The organism is Thauera sp. DNT-1 (assembly GCF_055393985.1).
In genome coordinates this window covers 1,323,128-1,343,107 of sequence record NZ_AP043752.1, presented here as the reverse complement: position 1 = coordinate 1,343,107, position 19,980 = coordinate 1,323,128, and the positions used below count along the sequence as shown (strand labels likewise).

General features: G+C 68.1%; 17 protein-coding genes. 3 read left to right on the top strand and 14 right to left on the bottom strand.

Annotated elements, in window-relative coordinates; translation table 11 throughout:
* Positions 1-17 precede the first annotated feature (17 nt).
* From fliI to fliF, 4 genes are all read right to left on the bottom strand, one after another.
* A complete protein-coding gene (gene fliI / locus ACZ5PP_RS06205) occupies positions 18-1,412 on the bottom strand; it encodes a flagellar protein export ATPase FliI (protein WP_012585740.1) in 1,395 nt (464 codons plus the stop codon).
* Positions 1,409-2,287 carry a flagellar assembly protein FliH gene (locus ACZ5PP_RS06200; RefSeq protein WP_043746455.1) on the bottom strand — a complete coding sequence of 293 codons (879 nt, stop codon included), beginning with the start codon at positions 2,285-2,287 and terminating at the stop codon, positions 1,409-1,411. Before ACZ5PP_RS06200 ends, fliI begins: the two co-directional genes overlap by 4 nt.
* A gap of 114 nt (positions 2,288-2,401) precedes the next feature.
* Positions 2,402-3,403, bottom strand: coding sequence for a flagellar motor switch protein FliG (fliG, locus tag ACZ5PP_RS06195; protein ID WP_004321893.1), 1,002 nt, complete (start codon positions 3,401-3,403; stop codon positions 2,402-2,404).
* Entirely contained in the window at positions 3,400-5,115 is a 1,716-nt protein-coding gene (fliF, locus tag ACZ5PP_RS06190) for a flagellar basal-body MS-ring/collar protein FliF (protein WP_043746453.1), read from the bottom strand. Before fliF ends, fliG begins: the two co-directional genes overlap by 4 nt.
* A gap of 203 nt (positions 5,116-5,318) precedes the next feature.
* Here fliF and ACZ5PP_RS06185 point away from each other — a divergent pair, with 203 nt between their 5' ends.
* The 3 genes from ACZ5PP_RS06185 to fliE all read left to right on the top strand — a co-directional run bounded on the left by ACZ5PP_RS06185 (position 5,319) and on the right by fliE (position 8,539).
* On the top strand, positions 5,319-6,479 hold the full coding sequence (locus ACZ5PP_RS06185) for a sensor histidine kinase (protein ID WP_004321896.1): 1,161 nt from the start codon (positions 5,319-5,321) through the stop codon (positions 6,477-6,479).
* A complete protein-coding gene (locus tag ACZ5PP_RS06180) occupies positions 6,476-7,897 on the top strand; it encodes a sigma-54-dependent transcriptional regulator (RefSeq protein WP_004321897.1) in 1,422 nt (473 codons plus the stop codon). The genes ACZ5PP_RS06185 and ACZ5PP_RS06180 overlap by 4 nt, the downstream gene beginning before the upstream one ends.
* Before the next feature lie 318 nt (positions 7,898-8,215).
* The gene (gene fliE / locus ACZ5PP_RS06175) at positions 8,216-8,539 is read left to right on the top strand and encodes a flagellar hook-basal body complex protein FliE (RefSeq protein ID WP_004321899.1); all 324 of its coding nucleotides are present in this window, start codon (positions 8,216-8,218) and stop codon (positions 8,537-8,539) included.
* Positions 8,540-8,717: 178 nt separating this feature from the next.
* Here fliE and ACZ5PP_RS06170 read toward each other — a convergent pair whose 3' ends face one another.
* The 10 genes from ACZ5PP_RS06170 to ACZ5PP_RS06125 form a co-directional block, all read right to left on the bottom strand.
* Complete coding sequence (locus ACZ5PP_RS06170) at positions 8,718-9,509, bottom strand: flagellar brake protein (protein ID WP_043746450.1); 792 nt, start codon at positions 9,507-9,509, stop codon at positions 8,718-8,720.
* Between the two features lie 53 nt (positions 9,510-9,562).
* Entirely contained in the window at positions 9,563-10,342 is a 780-nt protein-coding gene (locus ACZ5PP_RS06165; protein WP_004321903.1) for a flagellar brake protein, read from the bottom strand.
* A gap of 277 nt (positions 10,343-10,619) precedes the next feature.
* Complete coding sequence (locus ACZ5PP_RS06160; protein WP_004321904.1) at positions 10,620-10,964, bottom strand: EscU/YscU/HrcU family type III secretion system export apparatus switch protein; 345 nt, start codon at positions 10,962-10,964, stop codon at positions 10,620-10,622.
* 62 nt (positions 10,965-11,026) lie between these two features.
* Positions 11,027-12,298: a flagellar hook-length control protein FliK gene (gene fliK, locus ACZ5PP_RS06155; protein WP_464826897.1), complete on the bottom strand. Its 1,272-nt coding sequence runs from the start codon at positions 12,296-12,298 to the stop codon at positions 11,027-11,029.
* A gap of 43 nt (positions 12,299-12,341) precedes the next feature.
* Positions 12,342-12,689, bottom strand: coding sequence for a flagellar protein FliT (locus tag ACZ5PP_RS06150; protein WP_464826896.1), 348 nt, complete (start codon positions 12,687-12,689; stop codon positions 12,342-12,344).
* Between the two features lie 261 nt (positions 12,690-12,950).
* Positions 12,951-13,361 carry a flagellar export chaperone FliS gene (fliS, locus tag ACZ5PP_RS06145; protein WP_004305645.1) on the bottom strand — a complete coding sequence of 137 codons (411 nt, stop codon included), beginning with the start codon at positions 13,359-13,361 and terminating at the stop codon, positions 12,951-12,953.
* Between the two features lie 41 nt (positions 13,362-13,402).
* Entirely contained in the window at positions 13,403-14,746 is a 1,344-nt protein-coding gene (gene fliD / locus ACZ5PP_RS06140) for a flagellar filament capping protein FliD (protein ID WP_012585736.1), read from the bottom strand.
* Between the two features lie 19 nt (positions 14,747-14,765).
* Positions 14,766-15,176 (bottom strand): flagellar protein FlaG, encoded by a 411-nt coding sequence (locus tag ACZ5PP_RS06135; protein ID WP_004305648.1) that lies wholly within the window; start codon positions 15,174-15,176, stop codon positions 14,766-14,768.
* Between the two features lie 79 nt (positions 15,177-15,255).
* Complete coding sequence (locus tag ACZ5PP_RS06130; protein WP_004305649.1) at positions 15,256-16,092, bottom strand: flagellin N-terminal helical domain-containing protein; 837 nt, start codon at positions 16,090-16,092, stop codon at positions 15,256-15,258.
* A gap of 228 nt (positions 16,093-16,320) precedes the next feature.
* Positions 16,321-19,962, bottom strand: coding sequence for a glycosyltransferase (locus ACZ5PP_RS06125; protein WP_464826895.1), 3,642 nt, complete (start codon positions 19,960-19,962; stop codon positions 16,321-16,323).
* Positions 19,963-19,980 lie beyond the last annotated feature (18 nt).

Genomic DNA, 19,980 nt, shown 5'->3' with positions numbered 1-19,980 from the left:
TGCGCCTCGTGCCTTTCTCACCCGAACACCTGCGCCAGCTTCTGCAGGGCACCCTCGTAGGTTTCGTGTTCCTGGATGCCTTGTTGCAGGAAGGCTTCGAGCCTGGGGTAGAGCTTGACGGCCATGTCGAGCAGGGGATCGCCGCCGGGCTGGTAGGCGCCGACGGCGATCAGGTCGCGAGAACGCTGGTAGCGCGAGAAGAACTGCTTGAACTGGCGCACCACGTTGAAGTGGTCGTCGCCGACGAGGTTGTGCATCGCGCGCGAGATCGACTGCTCGATGTCGATCGCCGGGTAGTGGCCCTGGTCGGCGAGATTGCGCGAGAGCACGAAGTGGCCGTCGAGGATGGCGCGCGCCGCGTCGGCGATCGGGTCCTGCTGGTCGTCGCCCTCGGCGAGCACGGTGTAGAAGGCGGTGATCGAGCCACCGCCCTCGGGGCCGTTGCCAGCGCGCTCGACCAGCGCGGGCAGGCGGGCGAACACGCTCGGCGGGTAGCCGCGGGTGACCGGCGGTTCGCCGATCGCGAGCGCGATCTCGCGCTGCGCCATCGCATAGCGCGTCAGCGAGTCCATGATCAGCAGCACCTGCTTGCCCTGGTCGCGGAAGTACTCCGCCACCGTGGTGGCATAGGCCGCGCCCTGCATGCGCATCAGCGGGCTGGTGTCGGCGGGCGCCGCCACCACCACCGAGCGCGCCAGGCCCTCGGGGCCCAGGCTGTGGTCGATGAACTCCTTGACCTCGCGGCCGCGCTCGCCGATCAGCCCGACGACGATGACCTCGGCCTCGGTGTAGCGCGCCATCATGCCGATCAGCACCGACTTGCCCACGCCGGAACCGGCGAACAGGCCGAGGCGCTGGCCGCGGCCGACGGTGAGCAGCGCGTTGATCGCGCGCACGCCGACGTCGAGCGGCTGTGCGATCGGCGCGCGTGCGAGCGGGTTGATGGCACGCCCCTGCAGCGAGCGCGTCTCCTGGGTGTGCAGCGGGCCCTGGCCGTCGAGCGGGCGGCCGGCGCCGTCGACCACGCGGCCGAGCAGGGCGTCGCCCACCGGCAGGTGCTTGGCGCGGTCGGCGGCGCGCCGGCGCGGGCCGATGCGCTTGCCCGGGACCAGGCGCGGCACACCGACTTCCATCGGCAGCACGCGCGCGCCGGGCGCCAGGCCGAAGACGTCGTCGGTGGGCATCATGTAGAGCTTGTCGCCGTTGAAGCCGACCACCTCGGCCTCGACCGCGCCGCCGCCGGGCACCAGGATGCGGCAGCCCGACCCGAGCGGCAGCTTGATGCCGGCCGCTTCCATGACCAGGCCGTTGATGCGGGTGAGGCGGCCGGAGACCTCGAGCGGGTTGCAGCCCTCGACCAGGCGGCGGCCGTCGCCGAGGAAGTCGCGCCACAGCGCCTGGTGACGGTTCATGCCGGCGGCTCCGGCGCGGGCGGGGCGGTGTCGGCAACCGGGCCGGTCGCGTCGCCCGCCTCCGCTTCCTCCGCAACGTGCCAGCGCGCGCGCTCGTGGCCGATGGATTCGAGCACCCGCCGCCAGCGCGTCTCCAGCGTCGCATCCACCTGCGCGCCCTGGCCGTCGATGCGGCACTCGCCGCGTTCGAGGCGGGCGTCCTCCTGCAGGCGGTGGCCGGCGTGGGCGAGCTGTTCGCCAAGGTGCTCGCGCACCAGGGCGAGGTCGTCGGGGTGGAGCTGGATGTGGGCGTGGCCCTGAGGCAGCTGGAGCAGCGCGCTGCGCACCGTCCCGAGGATGGCCTCGGGGTGCTCGGCAAGGGTGAGCTTCACCATCCGCCGCGCCATCTCGATCGCCAGCGCCATCAGCTGCTCGGCGATCTCGCCGTCGAGCTCGCGCAAGGCCTCGTCCAGGCTGTCGGCGAGCCCGGCCAGGCGCGCAGCCTCGGCCTCGGCCCGTGCACGACCCTCGGTGTAGCCTTCGGCACGCCCGGCTTCCAGCCCCTCGGCGTGGCCGGCCGCGCGGCCTTCCTCGAAGCCGGCGCGGCGCATGTCGTCGTGCATGCGCTCGATCTCCTCCGCGGTGGGCAGGTGGAAATCGGGCGGCAGCGCGGCGACGGAGTCGGCTGCGGGCGGGGACGGGGCGGGCTCCGGCGCGGGGGGGGCAATGGGCGGCGAGGCTGTGGAGGGCGCGGGCGCCGCTTGCACGAGGCCTGCGAGATCCGCGGGCGCGAAGGCTTCCGGCGGCGGTGCCGAGCCCTTGCCGGCGGGGGCATCGAAGTCCTCCGGTTCCCAGCGCCGGTAGGCGCCGACCGCCTGGTGGCGCGAGATGCTCACGGCACGATCCTCCTGTCTCCACGCGGGTTCCACCCTGGGCCGCGCCACGCGCTTCCTCCCGCGCGGCCGCACGGGTGCGCCGCGGGCGAACTCCGCATGCGGGCGGCGCGGGGATCACACGAAGCCATCGTCCCCGCCCTTGCCGCCGAGCATGACCTGGCCTTCCTCGGCCAGGCGGCGCACCGTCTTGAGGATCTCCTTCTGCTCGGCCTCGACCTCGGACAGTCGCACCGGGCCGCGCGCCTCGAGGTCCTCGCGCAGCATCTCGGCGGCGCGCGAGGACATGTTCTTGAAGATCTTCTCGCGCAGCTCGGGCGGGGCGCCCTTGAGCGCGATGATCAGCGAGTCGGACTGCACCTCGCGCAGGATGGACTGGATGCCGCGGTCGTCGATGTCGAGCAGGTTCTCGAACACGAACATCTCGTCGAGGATCTTCTGCGCCAGCTCCGGGTCGTATTCGCGCACGTTGTCGATGACCGCGGTCTCGGCGCCCGAACCGACGAAGTTGAGGATCTCGGCGGCGTGGCGTACCCCGCCCATGGCCGCCTTCTTCACCGTGGTCGCGCCCGAGAGCATGCGCGTGAGGGCGTCGTTGAGCTCCTTCAGCGCGGTCGGCTGCACGCCGTCGAGCGTGGCGATGCGCAGCACCACGTCGTTGCGCAGGCGGTCGTCGAAATGCTTGAGGATCTCGCCGGCCTGGTCGTACTCGAGGTGCACCAGGATGGTGGCGATGATCTGCGGGTGCTCGCCCTTGATCAGGTCGGCGGCGGTGGCCGCGTCCATCCACTTCAGGCTCTCGATGCCGGCGGTCTCCGAGCCGCTCATCATGCGCGACAGCAGCTGGTTGGCGCGGTCGTCGCCGAGCGCCTTGGTGAGCATCTCGCGCAGCTGGTCGTCGTCGGACTGGATCATCGAGCCCTTGCCGAAGTGCTCGTTCACCTCGATCAGCACCGGCTCCACGGTCTCGCGCGACTGCGGCGTCATCGAGGCCATCTTCATGGTCAGCTTCTGCACCTCGCGCGGGCCGAGCTGGCGCAGCACTCCGGCGGCGGCGTCGGGGCCGAGGGTCATCAGCAGCAGCGCCGCCTTCTCCAGGCCTTCCTCGGGTGTCGTCACTTGCGCGCCTCCTCGTTCATGCCCATCCAGTCCTTGATCAGGTTGGCGACCATCTTGGGATCGTTGCGCGCCGCGGCGCGGGCACGCTCGAGGCGCTGCTCGAAGGTCTCCGTCTCTTCACCCTCGCCGGTCTCGCCGGACAGGGTGACGCGCACGCCTTCCTCGCCCTCTTCGCCTTCCGCGCCTTCCTCGCCCGCGGCGGCGCCCTTCTTCTCTTCCTTCGGCTTGGGCGGCACCACGGTGCGCAGCAGCGGGCGGATCACGCCGAAGTAGGCGAACAGGATCGCGATCAGAACCAGCAGCCAGTTCAGGCCTTCCTTGCCGAGCGCGACGATCTCCGGATCCTTCCACGGCGGCGGTGCGGCTCCGCTGCCGTCATCGGCGAAGGCGCCGCTGGCGACGTTGATGGTGTCGCCGCGGTCGGCGTTGTAGCCCACCGCCTCGCGCACCAGGTTGGTGATGCGCGCGATCTCCTCGTCGGGCAGCGGCACGTTGGTGGGCGTGCCGTCGGGCCCGGGGAGGGTGCGATTATTCACCACCACCGCGACCGACAGGCGCTTGATCTGCCCGACCGCCTGCTTGACGTGCTGGATGTTGCGGTCGAGCTCGTAGTTGAGCACCGCGCTGCGGTTGCCGCTCGCCAGGCCCTGCGCGCCGCCGCCGCCGGCCACCTGCGGGTTGGTGATCGGCGCGGTGGCCGGCACCGGGGGCTGGTTGGTGAGCGCGCCGGGCACGCCCTGCGCGCCCGGCTGCGGGTTGAAGGCCTCGCTGGTCTGCTGGCTGCGGATCGCCTGGTCGGGTGTGGGGTTGGGCTTGTAGGTCTCGGCGGTCTGCTCGACCTGGTTGAAGTCCACGTCGGCCGCCACCTGGGCGCCGTAGTTGCCCTTGCCCACCAGGGGCGCGAGGATCTTGTCGATGCGCTCGATGAAGCCCTGCTCGAGCAGGCGGACGTATTCGAGCTGGGTGGCGTCGAGCCCGGCGCGCAGCAGCGGGTCGGCCTGCTCGGTGAGCAGCTTGCCGTTCTGGTCCACGATCTTCACGCCCTCGGCGTGCATGCGTGGCACGCTCGACGACACCAGGTGCACGATGCCGGCGACCTGGTCGGGCGAGAGGATGCGGCCGCCGCGCAGGTTCACCATCACCGAGGCGGTGGGGCGCTGGTCGTCGCGCAGGAAGGCGGTCTGCTTGGGCATCGCCAGGTGCACCCGGGCGCTGGCCACCGCGTCGATCGCCTGCACGGTGCGGGTCAGCTCGCCTTCGAGCGCGCGCTGGTAGTTCACCTGCTCGTTGAACTGCGAGATGCCGAGCTTCTGGCCGTCCATCAGCTCGAAGCCGGCGAGGCTGCCCTTGGGCAGGCCGTCGGCCGCCAGACGCAGCCGCGTCTCATGCACCTGCGCCTGCGGCACCAGGATGGCGTGGCCGGTGGGCGACATCCTGTAGGGGATGTTGCGCTGCTGCAGCTCGGCGATGATCTGTCCGCCGTCGCGCTCGTCGAGGTTGGAGAACAGCACCGCGTACTCCGGGGCGCGGTTCCACAGCAGGGAACCGGCCACGAGCGCGATCGCCAGCGCGATGGCGACCGCGCCGGCGATCTTCTGGCGCGTGCTGAGCGCGGCGAGGTTCTGCAGCGCCTGCTGCATCCGCGTCGTCGCCTGCGCATCGGCGGGGGCGGCGCCCGGAGGCAGGTCGGCGGTGTTTTCTGCTGCGGCCATGATGGCGGTCCTGTTGCATACGCTTTGGCGGATGGCGGCATTGTGCGTCCGCGCGTGCAAGCCTCGTGGCGTGAAAAGCGGCATTTTTTGCCGCCTGTTTGCCGGCTACCATGGCGGCCTGTGTATTTAGAGTGCATCCCGTGAAAACGGATTCGGACCTTCCCATGCGGGCCGCAGTCGTCGCCTCCGATCAAGCAGGGAGCATGCCCGCCGCGGCGCCGGTGCTCGACGCCGCCCAGCTCGCCGAGGCCTTCGCGCTCTTCAGCCGCGCCTCCGAGGAGCTCTCCACCGCCTACGCCGCGCTGCAGGCCCAGGTCGGCCAGCTCAGCGAACGCCTGTCGGTGCTGATGGGGGCACTGCCCGCCGGGGTGCTGGTGGTCGATCGTGCCGGCACCGTGGTGCAGGCCAACCGCGCTGCCGAGAGCTTGTTCGGAGGCGGGCTTGCCGGGGTGGCGTGGGCGGAGCTCGCCGCCCGCCTCGAAGATAGCGGCACCCCGGGCGAATTCGTGCTGCGCCGCGACCCCGCCGCGGTCGATGGCGACCCGCGCCGCTTGGCCCTGTCCGAGTCCGAGCTCGACTCCGGTGCCGAGCGCATCCTGCTCGTTCACGACGTCACCGACACCCATCGCATGCGCCTGACCGCCGAGCGCAACGAGCGCCTTGCGGCGATGGGCGAGATGGTCGCCGGGCTCGCCCACCAGTTGCGCACGCCGCTCGCCGCCGCGCTGCTATACACCGGCAACCTGCGCCAGCCCGAGCTCGACCCGGCGCAGCGCGCCATGGTGGCCGACCGCGCGCTCGAACGCCTGCGCTACCTCGAGCGCCTCATCCGCGACATGCTGCTGTTCGCGCGCGGCGACAGCGCCGGACGTCAGCGCTTCGCGGTGTGCGAGCTGCTCGCCGAGCTCGCGCACACGCTGGAACCGGTGGCGCGCGCGCGCCAGGTGGCGTTCGCGGCCGACTGCGCCTGCGGCGCGGCCGAACTGGTCGGCGACCGCAAGGCGCTCGGCGGCGCGCTCACCAACCTGCTGGAGAATGGCATCCAGGCCTGCGAGGCGGGCGGCACGCTGCGCTGCGAGGCCGTGCTGGTCGGCGCCGCCGACGCCGGCGTGGGCGCGCCCGCGGTGCGCTTCACGGTGCGCGACAGCGGCCGCGGCATCGCCCCCGAGCTGCAGGAGCGCCTCTTCGAGCCCTTCTTCACCACCCGCGCCGAAGGCACCGGGCTGGGCCTGGCGATCGCCCGCGGCGTCGCGCGCGCCCATGGCGGCGACATCACCCTGCGCTCCGCGCCCGGGCAGGGCGCGGAATTCACCCTCGTCGTGCCGCTGGCGGCGGCGCCCATTGGCGCACAAGAGAACCCATGATCGAGACCCTCAACATCCTCGTCGTCGAGGACGACGCCGCGCTGCGCGACGCGGTCTGTTTCACGCTGGAGATGGCGCACCACCGCGTCGTCGGCGTCGATGGCGGCGCGGCGGCGCTCGCGGCGATCGAGCGCGAGCACTTCAACCTGGTCGTCACCGACCTGCGCATGCAGCCCATGGACGGCCTGCAGGTGCTGCACGAGGTGCGCGCGCGCCGGCCGCAGACGCCGGTGCTGCTGATGACCGCCTATGGCGACGTCGACAAGGCGGTGGCGGCGATGCGCGGCGGCGCCTGCGACTTCCTGATGAAGCCCTTCGAGCCCGAGGTGCTGCTCGAGAGCGTGCGCCGCTACGCCGCGGTGCAGCCCGCGGGCGAGGACACCATCGCCGAGGACCCCCACACCCGCGGCCTGCTCGCGCTCGCTGCGCGCGTGGCCGAGTCGGATGCGACGGTGATGCTCTCGGGCGAGTCCGGCACCGGCAAGGAGGTCTTCGCGCGTTACATCCACCAGCATTCGCCGCGCGCCAAGGGCCCCTTCATCGCGATCAACTGTGCGGCCATCCCCGAGAACCTGCTCGAGGCCACGCTCTTCGGCTACGAGAAGGGCGCCTTCACCGGTGCGCAGGCGGCGCAGCCGGGCAAGTTCGAGCAGGCCCAGGGCGGCACCATCCTGCTCGACGAGATCTCCGAGATGCCGCTCGGCCTGCAGGCCAAGCTGCTGCGCGTGCTGCAGGAGCGCGAGGTCGAGCGCGTCGGCGGCAAGAAGCCGGTGGCCCTCGACATCCGCGTGCTCGCCACCAGCAACCGCGACATGCTCGGCGAGGTCGCCGCCGGGCACTTCCGCGAGGATCTGTATTACCGCCTCAACGTGTTCCCGATCGCCATCCCCGCGCTGCGCGAGCGCCCGGGCGACATCGTGCCGCTGGCGCGCCACTTCCTCGCCCGCCACGCCGCCCGCCAGCAGCGCCAGGTGCGCTTCTCGCCCGCCGCCGAGGCGCTGCTGCCGCAGTACGCCTGGCCGGGCAACGTGCGCGAGCTGGAAAACATCATGCACCGCGTGCTGATCCTGACCCAGGGCGACGAGGTGAGCGCCGAGACGATCCGCCTGTGCTTGCCACAATGGAAGCCGGAGCCGGCAAATTCTGCCGGCGGGGCGGCAGGGCTTGCCGCTTCTCCCGGGATGCAGGGGGGTGTCGCGGCCGTGCAGTCGGGTAGCGGGCAGGCCGCCGGGGCCGGCACGGCCGGTCCGGCTCCCGAGCGCCCGACCAACATGAAAGACCTCGAGCGCGAGCACATCCTCGCCACGCTGCGCGAGTTCGGCGGCTCGCGCAAGAAGACCGTGGAAAAGCTCGGCATCTCCGAGCGCACCCTGCGCTACAAGCTGCAGCAATACCGCGAGGAGGGCCACGACGTGTGAGACCGGGCGCCCTGTGGGAGCGACGCGAGTCGCGATCCCGGCCCCGCAGCCCTTTCCGGCCGCCCATCGGCCACCGGATTGCACGATCGCCCGCTCGCGACTTGCGTCGCTCCTACGGCAAGTCAACCCTCTTCCGAAGGCGCCTGTGGGAGCGACGCAAGTCGCGATCGGGCGCATGGAATCAGTGCCGACGCCGTCGTCGCGACTTGCGTCGCTCCTACGAAAACCGCAACGACCGCGCGTCCCCGGCGGCTCTGGCACGCGATTTGCTCTGCTACACTGACGTCACCGACCACCCTGAAGCCGGGGGATTACGCTATGGACACCCGTGGAATCGACCAGATGCTGAGCGAACTGCGCTCGGTGTCGCAGGCCGCGCAAGGCAAGGCCGCACCCGCCGCGGACGCGCCCGCGGGAGGCGTCAACTTCGCCGACGTGCTCAACACCGCCTTGAAAGACGTCAGCGCCGCCCAGGGCGAGGCGCGCGCGATGGCGCAAAACTTCTCCGCCGGCGACCCCAACGTCAATCTGCAGGACGTCATGGTCAACCTGCAAAAGGCCAGCATGTCCTTCCAGCAGATGGTCCAGGTCCGCAACCGCTTGGTCACGGCGTATCAGGACATTATGAACATGCCGGTCTGACCGGCTTCGCCGCGGTTCTCCCGTAGGAGCGACGCAAGTCGCGACCGGGGCGTTGTCGCGCATTTCGAGCGCCGGAATCGCGACTTGCGTCGCTCCTACGAAGACCCCCGGCGTCTCGGGTGGGATGCAGGTGACGCAAGTCGCGACCGGGGCGCTGCGGAAAGGCTTGGCATCAAGCCTACAGGCCTCCGCGTGCCTTGGCGTTGAGCGCGCGTTCCGTCTTGAAGATGTAGCGCTGGATGCGGGTGTCCGCAGCGCGCGGCAGGGCGGCGAAGCGCAGGCCCACCCGCAGTTGTTCGGTGCCGTTGCGCTGCGTCTGGCGGTTGAGGTTTCTCACCTCGAGGTCGAGTTCGATCGGCTCGCCGTCCGGCAGCGCGAGGCGGCAGGCCGGCAGTGTGCCGCCGATGACGAATTCCGCCGCCCCCGCGGGCACCACCACCGCCACCCCTCCGGCACCGATGTCGATCACGCGTGCGCTCACCTCCACCGGCTTGCGGGCGAGGTCCTCCGCTTTCAACAGGCAGCTCAGCTCGTGCGCGAGCGGTACCTGCAGGCGGTAGAACTCGCGCCGCTGCAGGCGCAGCATCTCGGCGGGCAGGGGTGCGAAGAGGGCGGGGCGGCCCTTGTCCTGGCCTTCGCCGAGGCCGACGAGCGGGAACTGGATGCGGATGCCGTCGAGCTGGGTCACGCAGGTCAGGCGCGGCGCGGCGAGCGCACGGCGGTTGGCCTGGGGGTCGGGGCTGGGGTCGAGCACCACGCGCCCGCGCTCTTCGTCCACCTTCAGCACCGCGGTCATGAAGGAGTGGCCGCCGCCGGTGTGGGCGGTGATCAAGCCGCGGTGGGTGATGAGATCCTGCAGCAGCTGCAGGATCTGGCGCGCGCCGCGCAGGGTGAATTTCTCGAGCTCGTCGCCGCGTCCGCCGTCGAGCGGTGCCGGGCTGGCGGGGCTTGGGGTGCTGAGTTCGGCCATGCGGGGCTATCGTGTCTTGGGCAGGGTCGGGAGGCGGGTGGGGTGCCGCGGGTTCACAAGCGGCCGCGCTCGCGCGCGTTGCGGGTGCGCTCGGCGCGCAGGATGTAGCGCTGGATCGCGTCCTCGGCGCCGCGCGGCAGGTCGGCGAACTCGCAGCCGGCACGCAGCACCTCGGCGCCGCCGCGCCGGGTGATGCGGAAGAGGTTGCGCACCACCAGGCGCGCGGAAATCGGTGCGGTGTCGGGCAGGCGCAGCAGGCTGTCGGGGAACTCGGTTCCGGGCTCGAAGTGCACGCCCACCGGCGGCACCGCGATCGCCACGCCGCCGCCGCTGATGTCGAGGATGCGCAGCTCGGCCTCGCGCCGGCTGCCGTCGACACGGGGGAGGGCCAGCGTGCAGCTCACCCCCTCCGAGATCGGCGTCTGCAGGCGGTAGAACTCGCGTCGCTGCAGGCGCAGCAGGGCTTCCGGCAGCGGCGCGCGGAAGCCCGGGCTGCCGCCGTCCTCGACGAGGCGCTGGCCGCGCAGCAGGAACTGGATACGCACCTTGTCGAGCTGGGTCACGCAGTCGAGCGCGTCGGCGCGCTCCATGCGCTGGTTCTGCAGCGGGTCGGCGCTGCCGTCGAGCAGCAGGCTGGTGCCGTCTTCCGCGACCGCGACCAGGGTGGACAGCACGGATTCGTTGCCCGGCGCCAGCCGTGCGCTCACGAGCGCCCGCGCACCGAGCAGGTTGCGCACGATGGCGAGGATCTCGCGCGCGTCGCGCAGCACGTACTTCGCCTCGTCGTCGGCGTGGATGAGTTCGATGCGGGTGTCTTCTTGGTCGATCGTCATGCCTTGGGGCTCGTCGCTTGAGGTAGCGCACGGCTGCTGCACAAACTCGTTTTCTTATATCACGAGACACGCCCCGGGGGCGTGGTAGCGCGCCCCGCGAGGCCGCGGCGTCCGGGAGGCCCCGCAGGTGCGATGCAAGTCGCGATCATCGGGGCGTGGAAATCGAACGGCGCCTGTCCTTGCCGGCAGAATCGCGACTGGCGTCGCTCCTACGGCAGGCCCGCGGTGCCCGGGGTGGGATGTAGGAGCGACCCAAGTCGCGATCGGCGCGGCAGTCTCATGGTTCGGCAGAAGACGGGCGCGGGCGCAGCGACTCCGGCAGATCGCGGGCGACCGGCGCGGCACCGGCTTCGGCGCCTTGTTCGAGGCGGTAGAGCCAGGCGAGCAGCTCGGCGACCGCGACGTAGAGCTGGGGCGGGATGCGGGCGTCGAGGTCGACCTGCATCAGCAGCGCGACCAGCTCCGGCGACTCATGCACGAACACCCCGGCCTCGCGCGCGCGCTCGAGGATCTCGCGCGCCACCACGCCCTTGCCCTTTGCGACCACGCGCGGCGCGGCCTCGCCGGCGGTGTAGGCGAGGGCGACGGCCTCGTTGCGCAGCGGTGGGCGGGTGTCAGGCATGGGCGGCGGCTCGGTGCCCGCTGGTACAGGCGGCGGCCTGGTTGCGTCGCAGGATGTACTTGTCAGGCATCGCTCGCCACCTCCCTATTCGGCGCCACTGCGCGCGGCTCGATCACCAGCCCGGTGAGCTTGAGGTTGGCGGCTTCGAGGGCCGAGGCGAGCGCGGCGGCGCCGCCGTCCAGGGTCTGCAGGGTGGCGCGGTCGTCGGCGACCAGGCGCAGGGCGACACCGGCGGGGGTGAGGTGGAGCCGGGCTTCGACGCCGCCGAGCCGTGGCAGGGTGAGGCGCAGCGTCGTGTTCCAGGTGTTCTCGGGCTCGTCGCCGGCGTGCTCGCCCTCATGCTGCGGATCCTCGATCCACCACTCGAAGTTCTGCCCCGGCCAGGCCTGGCCCTGCCAGACATATTGCTGGGTGGCGAGCGCGTCGAGCTGCTGGTGCACCACCGGCATCAGGCGCTCGGGAATGGCGCCGGGGCGGGGGGCTGCGGTCTCGTCGAGGGCGGCACGTGCGGTGGTGGAGGCGCTGCGGTTGGCCTCGGTGTCGGCGGCGCTGCGGCTTGAGGCGGCTTCCGTCGTGCGCGAGGCCGTTTCGGCCGTGGTGCCGGCGGCCTGGCCTGCGGTCGCGGTGGCCGGGCCCGCAGCGGCGGCAGCTGTCGCGCCGGGTCCGCTCGCAGCAGCCCCGCCTGCTGCAGCCGCCGCCGCGCCTCCCGCGCTCGCACCCGCTCCGCCTCCCGCCGTGTTCGCCCCGCCCGCCTGCCCCTGTGGCTCGCGCAGCAGCGCGGCGGTGTCGAGCTTGCCGAGCACCCACTGCACCTGGTGCGATTCGTAGAACAGCCCGCTCTGCCCGAGCGCCTGGCGCAGCACCGGCACGAGCTGGCTGCCGGCGGTGGGAGGAGCGTCGAGCAGCGGGCGGTTGCCGGCAAGGCTTGCCGCCGAGGGCACCGGCTGGCCGGTGAGCAGAAAGCTGATCAGGCGCCCGGTCTGGCTCAGCGCCGGTTGCGCCGAGGCGCCGGCGGTCGTGGCCGCCTCGCCGCCCACCACGCGCGCGAACACCGTGCGCGGGGTGAGCTGGGTGACCTCGAGCTCGAGCGTGTCGCCGGCCTTGGCCGAGCCGTCGAGCGCCAGCGTCATCTGCTGCCCGGCCACCACGGCGCGGAAGCTGCCGTCGGGCAGGGTGCGCTGCAGGGTGGCCAGGAAGCGCTGGCCGGGCACGAGCTCGGGCAGGCGCGCCTGGATCTCGCGTGCGCGCTGCAGGCCGGGGACCGGCGGCTCGGTCTCGAAGAAGCTCGCTTCGGTGAGCGTGCGCAGGCGGGCGGCGAGGTCGGAGGGGATCATCGCATGCGCTCCATCGGGCCCGGCCGGTCAGGGCGCGTCGGCCTCAGCGCGAGGACGCGCCGTAGGCGTCGCGCAGCGCGCGCTCGTGGCGCCCGGCGGAGAGCAGCTTGCGCACGCTGGAGAGGAAGGGATCGGTGTGGCTGCGGATCTCGGCGTCGAGCGCCAGCAGGCGCGCGATGCCCTCGCGCAGCTCGGCGGCGTCAGCCGGCGGCAGCTTGGCCAGCGCGGCTGCGTCGTCCATTGCGCCCGACGTATTCCCTCGCGCCGCCTCGCGCAGCGCCGCGGCCTCGCGTTCGAGCGCCGAAAGGCGCTCCCAGTCGTTCGCACGCGCCGCCTCGGCCATCGCTTCGTAGCGCTCGAGCAGGGCGGCGAGGGTGGGCAGGGTCAGCATGGCGGAAGAGGACTCATCGGGAAGCGGTTCGATTATCGACAACAGCGCAGCACGCACCTGTAGGAGCGACACAAGTCGCGATCACCCCCGTCACGAAATGCACTCCTCGCCCACCACCACCACCGGCGGCGATCCTTCGCCCGGCTCGTCTATCGCACGGGTAGCGGCGATCGGGATTGCGGTTGCTTCGCGACTTGCGTCGCTCCTACGAAAAGCAAGAAGCAACAAATGCCGATGCAAGAAATGCGCCCGGCCGCAGCCTCACGCCGCGCTCGGCTGCACCTGGCTGCGGATCTCCGCCCAGGCCTCGCGCAGCGTCGCCAGCAAACCCGCCACTTCGTCGAGCGCGGGCTGGCTGTTGTGCAGGTTGGCGTAGAGCAGGCGCTCGCTCATGTAGTCGTAGAGCGCGGCGAGGCGCTGCGCGAGCTCGCCGCCGGCATTCATGTCGAGGCTGACCTTGAGGCCGTTGATGATGATCTCGATCGCCTTGGAGATCGCCGTGCCCTTGCCGGGAATGTCCTGGTTGCCGATCGCGATGCCGGCGGTGCGCACCTGCAGCAGGGCGCCGTCGAACAGCATCAGGATCAGCTTGTGCGGGTCGGCGGTATTGACGCCGGTTTCGACGCTGACCTTTGCGTAGGCGGCGGCGCGGTTACCGAAACCTCCAAACATTTTTTCTTCTCTCCTGGAAACGCTCGTCCGAAGTGTGCGGCTTAGAGGTTGGCGAGTTGCTGGGTCAGGTAAGCGCTGGTTGTGCTCATGCTCGACATGGCGGCATCGAGTGCGGTGAACTGCGCGCTGTAGCGCGCCTGCACCTTTTCGAGCCGCAACTCGAATGCTTCAATGCGGGAATCGAAGGACTTGATCGTGCGATTGATGCCGTCGGTTCGTGACGTCAGCAGGCCATCCGTCGCAAGCATGTCCTTGATGCGGGTTTCCAAGGTCTTGGCAAAGCCATCCACGGTGCCGTTGCCGGCAAAGAGCTCAGCGATCTTCTTCGAGGGGTCGGCAAGGGCTGAAGCAAGCTTGGTGCTGTCGACCGACATGCTCCCGTCCGTCCTGATGCTGATCCCGGCATCGGACAGCATGGTCGCGCCACTCAGGCCCGAGATCGGATTTGCGAAGACGCCGCGAAGCTGGCTCTGGATCGACCGTACGCCGGTGTCGCCGTTCAAGGTGCCGGCCTTCTTGGTCTCGGCGTTGTAGCTGGTCTGACTGCGGATCAGCGAATTGAGCTCGTTGTACGCCTTGGCGAAATCGTCGATCGCCTTCTTGGCCGTCTCGTCGTTGCGGGCCACGGTCATGGTGGTTTCGCTTTCGGTCGGCTTGGCGAGTGTTAGCGTCACGCCCTCGATCGCATCGCTCACCGTGTTGCTGGAACGAGTGATCGCAAGACCGTCGATGCTGAGCTTCGCGTCCTTGGCCTGCTGGACCGAGACCATGTCGCCAGCGGGTGCCGCGGGGTCGAAGCTGAATTCGCTCAATCCGCCGAAGCCCTCGAGCTTGAAGGCGCTGGCTGCCCCGGTTTCCTTGCTGCTGATGACGAGCTGATTGACCGTGCCGTTATTGACGATTTGAGCACTGACCCCGGCATCGGCGGCATTGATCGCATCGCGCAGGTCCTGCAGCGTACCCCCAGCCGCGAGATTGACCGTCTTCGGCGTGCCTGTGCCGAGGGTAATGTCGATCGAGCCACCACCACTGAGATCGGGTGCGGTTGTGGCGCTCGTGGCAGTGCGCTGCGCGCGGGCGAGCTGGCTGACTTCGATGTTGTAGCTGCCCGTCTGCGCCGAGGCGGTCGAGCTGACCGTGAACGCCTTGGTGTCGCCCGCGCTCGCCGTCGTGGCCGAGAAGGTGCTCGACTTGGTCAGCGCCGTTGCGGCGTCCTGCAGCTTGGACATGGCGCTCTGCAGTTGCCCGAACGCCGAGAGCTTGGATTGATAGCTCTTCTGCTGCTCCTGCAGGCGACTCAGCGGCTGGCGTTCGACCGCCATCAACTGGTTGAGGATGCTGCCGACGTCCAGCCCCGAGCCGACCCCTGCTGCGCTGATTGCCATGTTGCTACCCTCCTGCCGCTCAGGCCTGCTGCTTGAGGAGCAGACCCTTCAGCTTATCGACCGCCTTCGAGATGGCGAGCACTTCTTCGGACGGAATCTGGCGGATGACCTCGTTGGTGTCGGTGTCCATGACCTTGACCACGGTCCTGCCGGAATCCTTGTCGAGCGAGAACTGCAGGCTCTGCGCCATGGGCGCGACCGCCTTCTCGACCTCCTCGAGGGCCTTTTGCACCTCGCCGATGTCGGGAGTGCGCGGATTCTGGTCCTGTGGACTGATGTTCTGCTGGATGATCTCTCCGCGTGCTTCCGCGGCACGGGAGCCGCCGGCGGGCGCATCGGCCTGGTTGCGTGCCGCTTGGGCATCGCGAACCGGCGCGGCGGTCATCGCCTGCATCGACATCGACGCGTTGTTGATGGGTTGGATTGACATGATTCGACCTCCTGATGGGCCAACGGCGCGAAGCGTATTCTACGCTCCGCGCCGATCGGTTCATGACGCTTGCCGAGAATCAGCGGAGCAGGGACAGCACGTTCTGCGGCAGCGAGTTCGCCTGCGCCAGCATCGCGGTACCGGCCTGCTGAAGGATCTGGGTGCGCGACAGGTTCGCGGTTTCGGCGGCGAAGTCGGCGTCCATGATGCGGCCGCGGGCGGCAGCCTGGTTCTCGGAGGCGACCTGGAGGTTCGAGATCACGGACTCGAAGCGAGTCTGCGCTGCACCAAAGGTTGCGCGTTGTTTGACCACCTCGGAAATTGCGAGGTCGATCGCTGCGATGGCCGAGACTGCTGCGTCAGCGTTTGTGCCACTGACCGCGATCGCACTGGCGCCGGTCATCGCTGCGCTCTGGATGTTCGTCGCCGAGACCGCAGTCGCGGAGACGCCAATGGTTTCACCCGTGTTTGCCCCGACCTGGAAGGTGAAGTTCGTGCCGGCAAGGACCGCCTGGTTGTTGAACTTCGTGTCTTTGGTCACACGAAGGATCTCATCCTGAAGCTGCCGGAATTCGAGTTGCAGGTTGTCACGGTCGCCGGAAGTGTTGGTCCCGTTTGCCGACTGGACAGCGAGGTCGCGCATGCGTTGCAGGGAATCACCGATCTTGCCCAGCGCACCTTCGGCCGTCTGAGAGAGCGAGATGGCGTCGCTGGAGTTGCGGATTGCGACGTTCATGCCGCGCACCTGGGAGTTCATGCGTTCGGCGATCGCGAGACCGGCAGCGTCGTCCTTGGCGCTATTCACCCGGAGGCCGGAGGAGAGGCGCTGCAGGGTCGTGCCCAGCGAGCTCTGGGAGGAGGTGAGGTTACGCTGCGCGTTGAGCGAGGCGACGTTGGTGTTGATCGTCTGGGTCATGATTTTTCTCCTGGGATATCAGGTTGGTCATTCACCCGCAGGTTGCGTCGGTTGCCTCGTCGGGTGCGGAGCGTTTGTCGTGCTCTTGAATGCTGTTACGGCAACGGTGCTCTGCTTCTTGAGTGCTTTTTCGATCTTCCGACTGTCGTGCGCTGGATCCGCCGATGTCTTCGGCGCGCGGGGTCGGTCGTGGGCCGATCCTGCGCGCCGTCCGGGGCGCGCAAAGGCTCAGGGACCGTAGGCCTCGAGCCAGTCGGTCGCGTGATCCTCAAGGATGAAGTTGGCGAGGACCCATTCCTGTAGTGCCTTGCCGGCAGCTCGCATGGCTTCGGGTTCGGCCAAGTGCTCGCGGATCGCGGAAATCCACCTCTGGGGCTCGTTCGGCAGGCGGGTCACCGGCGCATCCTGATAAGGGAAGATGTCGGTGCAGATCACCGGCCAACCCATGAAGCCATACTCGAGCAGTCGCAGGTTGCTCTTCGCCTCGTTGAAGGCATTCAGCTCGAGTGGCGCGATCGCGAGATCCAGGTCGAGCTTGGCGAGTGCCGCGGGATAGGCTTCGAAGTCTCGAACGAAGTCATGAAACTCTCGCACGAAAGGACGGAGAGGGTCGGGGCACATCCCCATGAAGATCCAATCCACTTCTTCCGAAAGGGCCTCGACGACCGGATAGATGATCTCGAGATCGCCAAGGTGCTGCTGGGCACCCGCCCATCCCACCCGGGGTTTGCGTCGTGGGAGCGCTGGCGGCCGGGCTCCGTCCCAGATCGCTCTCTCGAGGCAGTTGGGCATGATACGGATGTCTTCGATCATGCTCGAGCAGAAGTCTGCAAGCGGCTGGGTGCTGACGACCAGTTTGTCGGCCAAGCCCAGCGTTCTCCGCAGGCGGGGGCGGGCATCCTTGTATTGAAACTTGTAGAACGAGTTCTTCTTGGGGACCGCGGTGAACAAGTCATCGATTGTGATGATCCGACGTACCCGAGGGAGGAGATTGGCCAGACTCTGTAGTGTGTTCGTCTGATGGTCGTCGACCGGTTGATGGAAAATGATCGAATCCGGTGCGGTCCGGGCGATCTCGATAGGTGAGAGGACTCGGACGCTCAGATGAGCGGGAGGCTCGCAGATCGCGGTCTGCGCCAACCCGGCACGCGCGATGATGCGCAAGGGCGCGCGAAGACGGTACTCGCCAGCCCCGCCGCTCAATGGGATGCCCAGGATCCGCGAGCGATCGTGGAAATTGGTGTCCCACACGATCGGCGCGATGTGATCCGGCTTGAATGTCTCGACGAGGCTGAGATTCTTATTGTACCCGGGGTCGCTGGCGAGCACGGGGAGCCATCTTTGCAGAATGCCTTCACGCTCGACCTTGCCTGCAATGACGTCTTCTAGCGCACTGGCTATGTCTTTCCGACGCTCGTGGGTCGATACGCCTCCGTAGTGTACAAGCATCGAGTAGGGTGTCCACACGATCTGGAGGCCTCTTTCCGAAACACGAAGGCAGAGGTCAAGCGCTCCGTTGAATTGCGGAAAATCGGTTTCGTTGAAGCCGCATAAGTCGTCGAAAAGGGATGCACGAACGAGCAATGCGGAGCCGCTCACCGCCCCCACGTGCTGATCACAGACTGCACGACCCATGTACCCGGGCTCAGTCAATTCCATTTCGCAGTTCCAAGGGGTCGCCGCGAGGCCATTCAGCCCGAGGATCCAGCCGCCATCCTGAATCTTCGCGGTCTCGGCGAAAGCAAGGCGTGGTCCGACAATACCGACCTCCGGGCGCTGCGCGATGCCTAGCATCCTGCCCAGCCACTCCTTCTGAACAACGTGAATATCGTTGTCCAGGAACAGCAGATATTTTCCACTGGCTGCTCCCGCGCCGATGTTTGCTCCCGCGGACCAGTTGAACTTGCCCTTTCTTTCAATTACCGTCATGCGGCCATGCCAGCGCGGATCGCTCGGCAGAGCCTTCAACCATTCAAGCGCATCGGGGTCGCTGGTTTCGTTGTCGACGATCACGAGCTCGTAGTTGGTGTATTGCGTGAGCTCATGCATGCTTTCGAGCAGGGGGCGCAAATATTCTTCGCGATCCCTGGTCTGGATGACGATGCTGACCAACGGATTTTCGGGCCAGAGATAGTCGATGCGGCGGGTGCCGTAAACGATCCCGTCGCTCACCTTCGCCGGTACTCCTTGGCGTTCCAGGTGATCGATTACTGCCGCCTTCTCTGCCTCGGGGGCGATTGCCCGAGTCGACTCGCGGGGGAGATGAACGAGCATCTGGCTTATATGACCGATAGCCCGTGGTCCAACGTGGTCTGATATGCGAAGACTCAGGTCGTATATCTCGGCGCCACGGTGTTCCCCATAGCGCCCGGCAACCAGGAATGCCTCCTTGTTGATCAGGGCGAATGCGCCGATATAATTTTGTGCCCTGAAAAGGTCGAGATCGAAGTCCGGCTTGAACAGCGGTTGGCTCAAGCTCCCATCCGCCTCTCGTGTGTCCTCGTCACAATAAATCAGATGCCACATCGGCCGAGAATTGATGTAATCGGCGAATACTTGCAGAGCCTGGGGCTCCAGGCTCAGGCCCGGATCGATCCGGGCAAGCCATGAGCCGGGCGAGGCCGCTGCAACTTCGTCGATCACGTAGTTGATATGAACGGCGTCCTGCAGAGAAAGCCACTGCAGGTTCGCTGACTCATCCAGGCCTTCGGGTTGGGGCAGGTCGGTCACGACCGTAAGCAGCCAGTCCGGGTATAGCTGCGTGGCCAGACTGTCGAGTGTGTCGGCGAGCAGAGCCTCCTCGCTGCCATGGAGGGTCATGAGCAGGTGAATGCCTGGACGTTTCGTCCATTTGAGCATCATGCGTTCGGCGAGTATCTCCGCATCGATTTCGGCGAATGCCGTGCGGGCGCGCCAATTCGAATAATGTAGCTGGAGGGTATTGTCCTTGGTCGGGCTCTTGTGGGTCTTGGGGCGGCTTTCGGCGACGGCTTGGGTCTTGTCTAGCAGGCGTTCCAGTTCTTCCCAGTACGCTGCCTCGAGACGTCTGTACTTCTGGGTGAGCGAGGGCAATAGGCGACGGGCTTCGGCGAGTGTTTCCGCATCGTCGGAGGTGACCAGTGCGTCCGAGAGTCCGAGGCTGTCGGCGAAGGGTTTGTCCGGATCGGCATAGGGACTGGGCAGTTGGACGACTGGGCATCCGCAAAGACGAGCCTCCATCGAGATGGACGTGTTCTCGAAGCAGTAGACGTGGGTGCTGCGTCGAAACAGTGCAGCGAGTTCCTCGTGACTGGTTGGAAAATCCTTGGTGATTACGGTGCACCGGTCCGTCAGTTCGGGAAAAGCTTTGGCTCCTTCGACGTAGCGGCCAAAGTAGATGCACGCGCCTTGCCGGTTGTTGTCGTGGGGATTGTCCACGTTGTTGAAAATCGAGGTGTCCACTGCCGGCATGTGCAGTACGCCCTCATGATGGGGAACGGCTTCGGCTACCTCTGCGTTATGGAGCCAGTAAAGGTCGTCCGGGCTGTAGTTCGGCCTTTCACCCAGCAACCCAGGTCGGTTCAGGATGTAGCGGACCACCACGTTGCAGTCCAAGGGATTGGAGCCGACGATTTCCGGGTAAATGGCGATGGGGTTGAGGCCGGCCTCGAGGTGTTCGTTCTGGATGTCTGGCGTTAGCTGCGGGGTGTGTAGCGCATGGCTGCGGAGAGGCGTCCGGATATAGGCCTCGGCTCCCAGCTTGTTGAGGCTTGCGCAGAGCTGATGCATGACGCGGATGCCGGACGATTTGCGGTCATAGCTGGGGGAGACGATGTAATAAGGGTGGAGCCGTTTGGCGTATAGCCCCGGAATGTGCCTGACGGTGGGCATGAGTGATGTCTCGCTGTA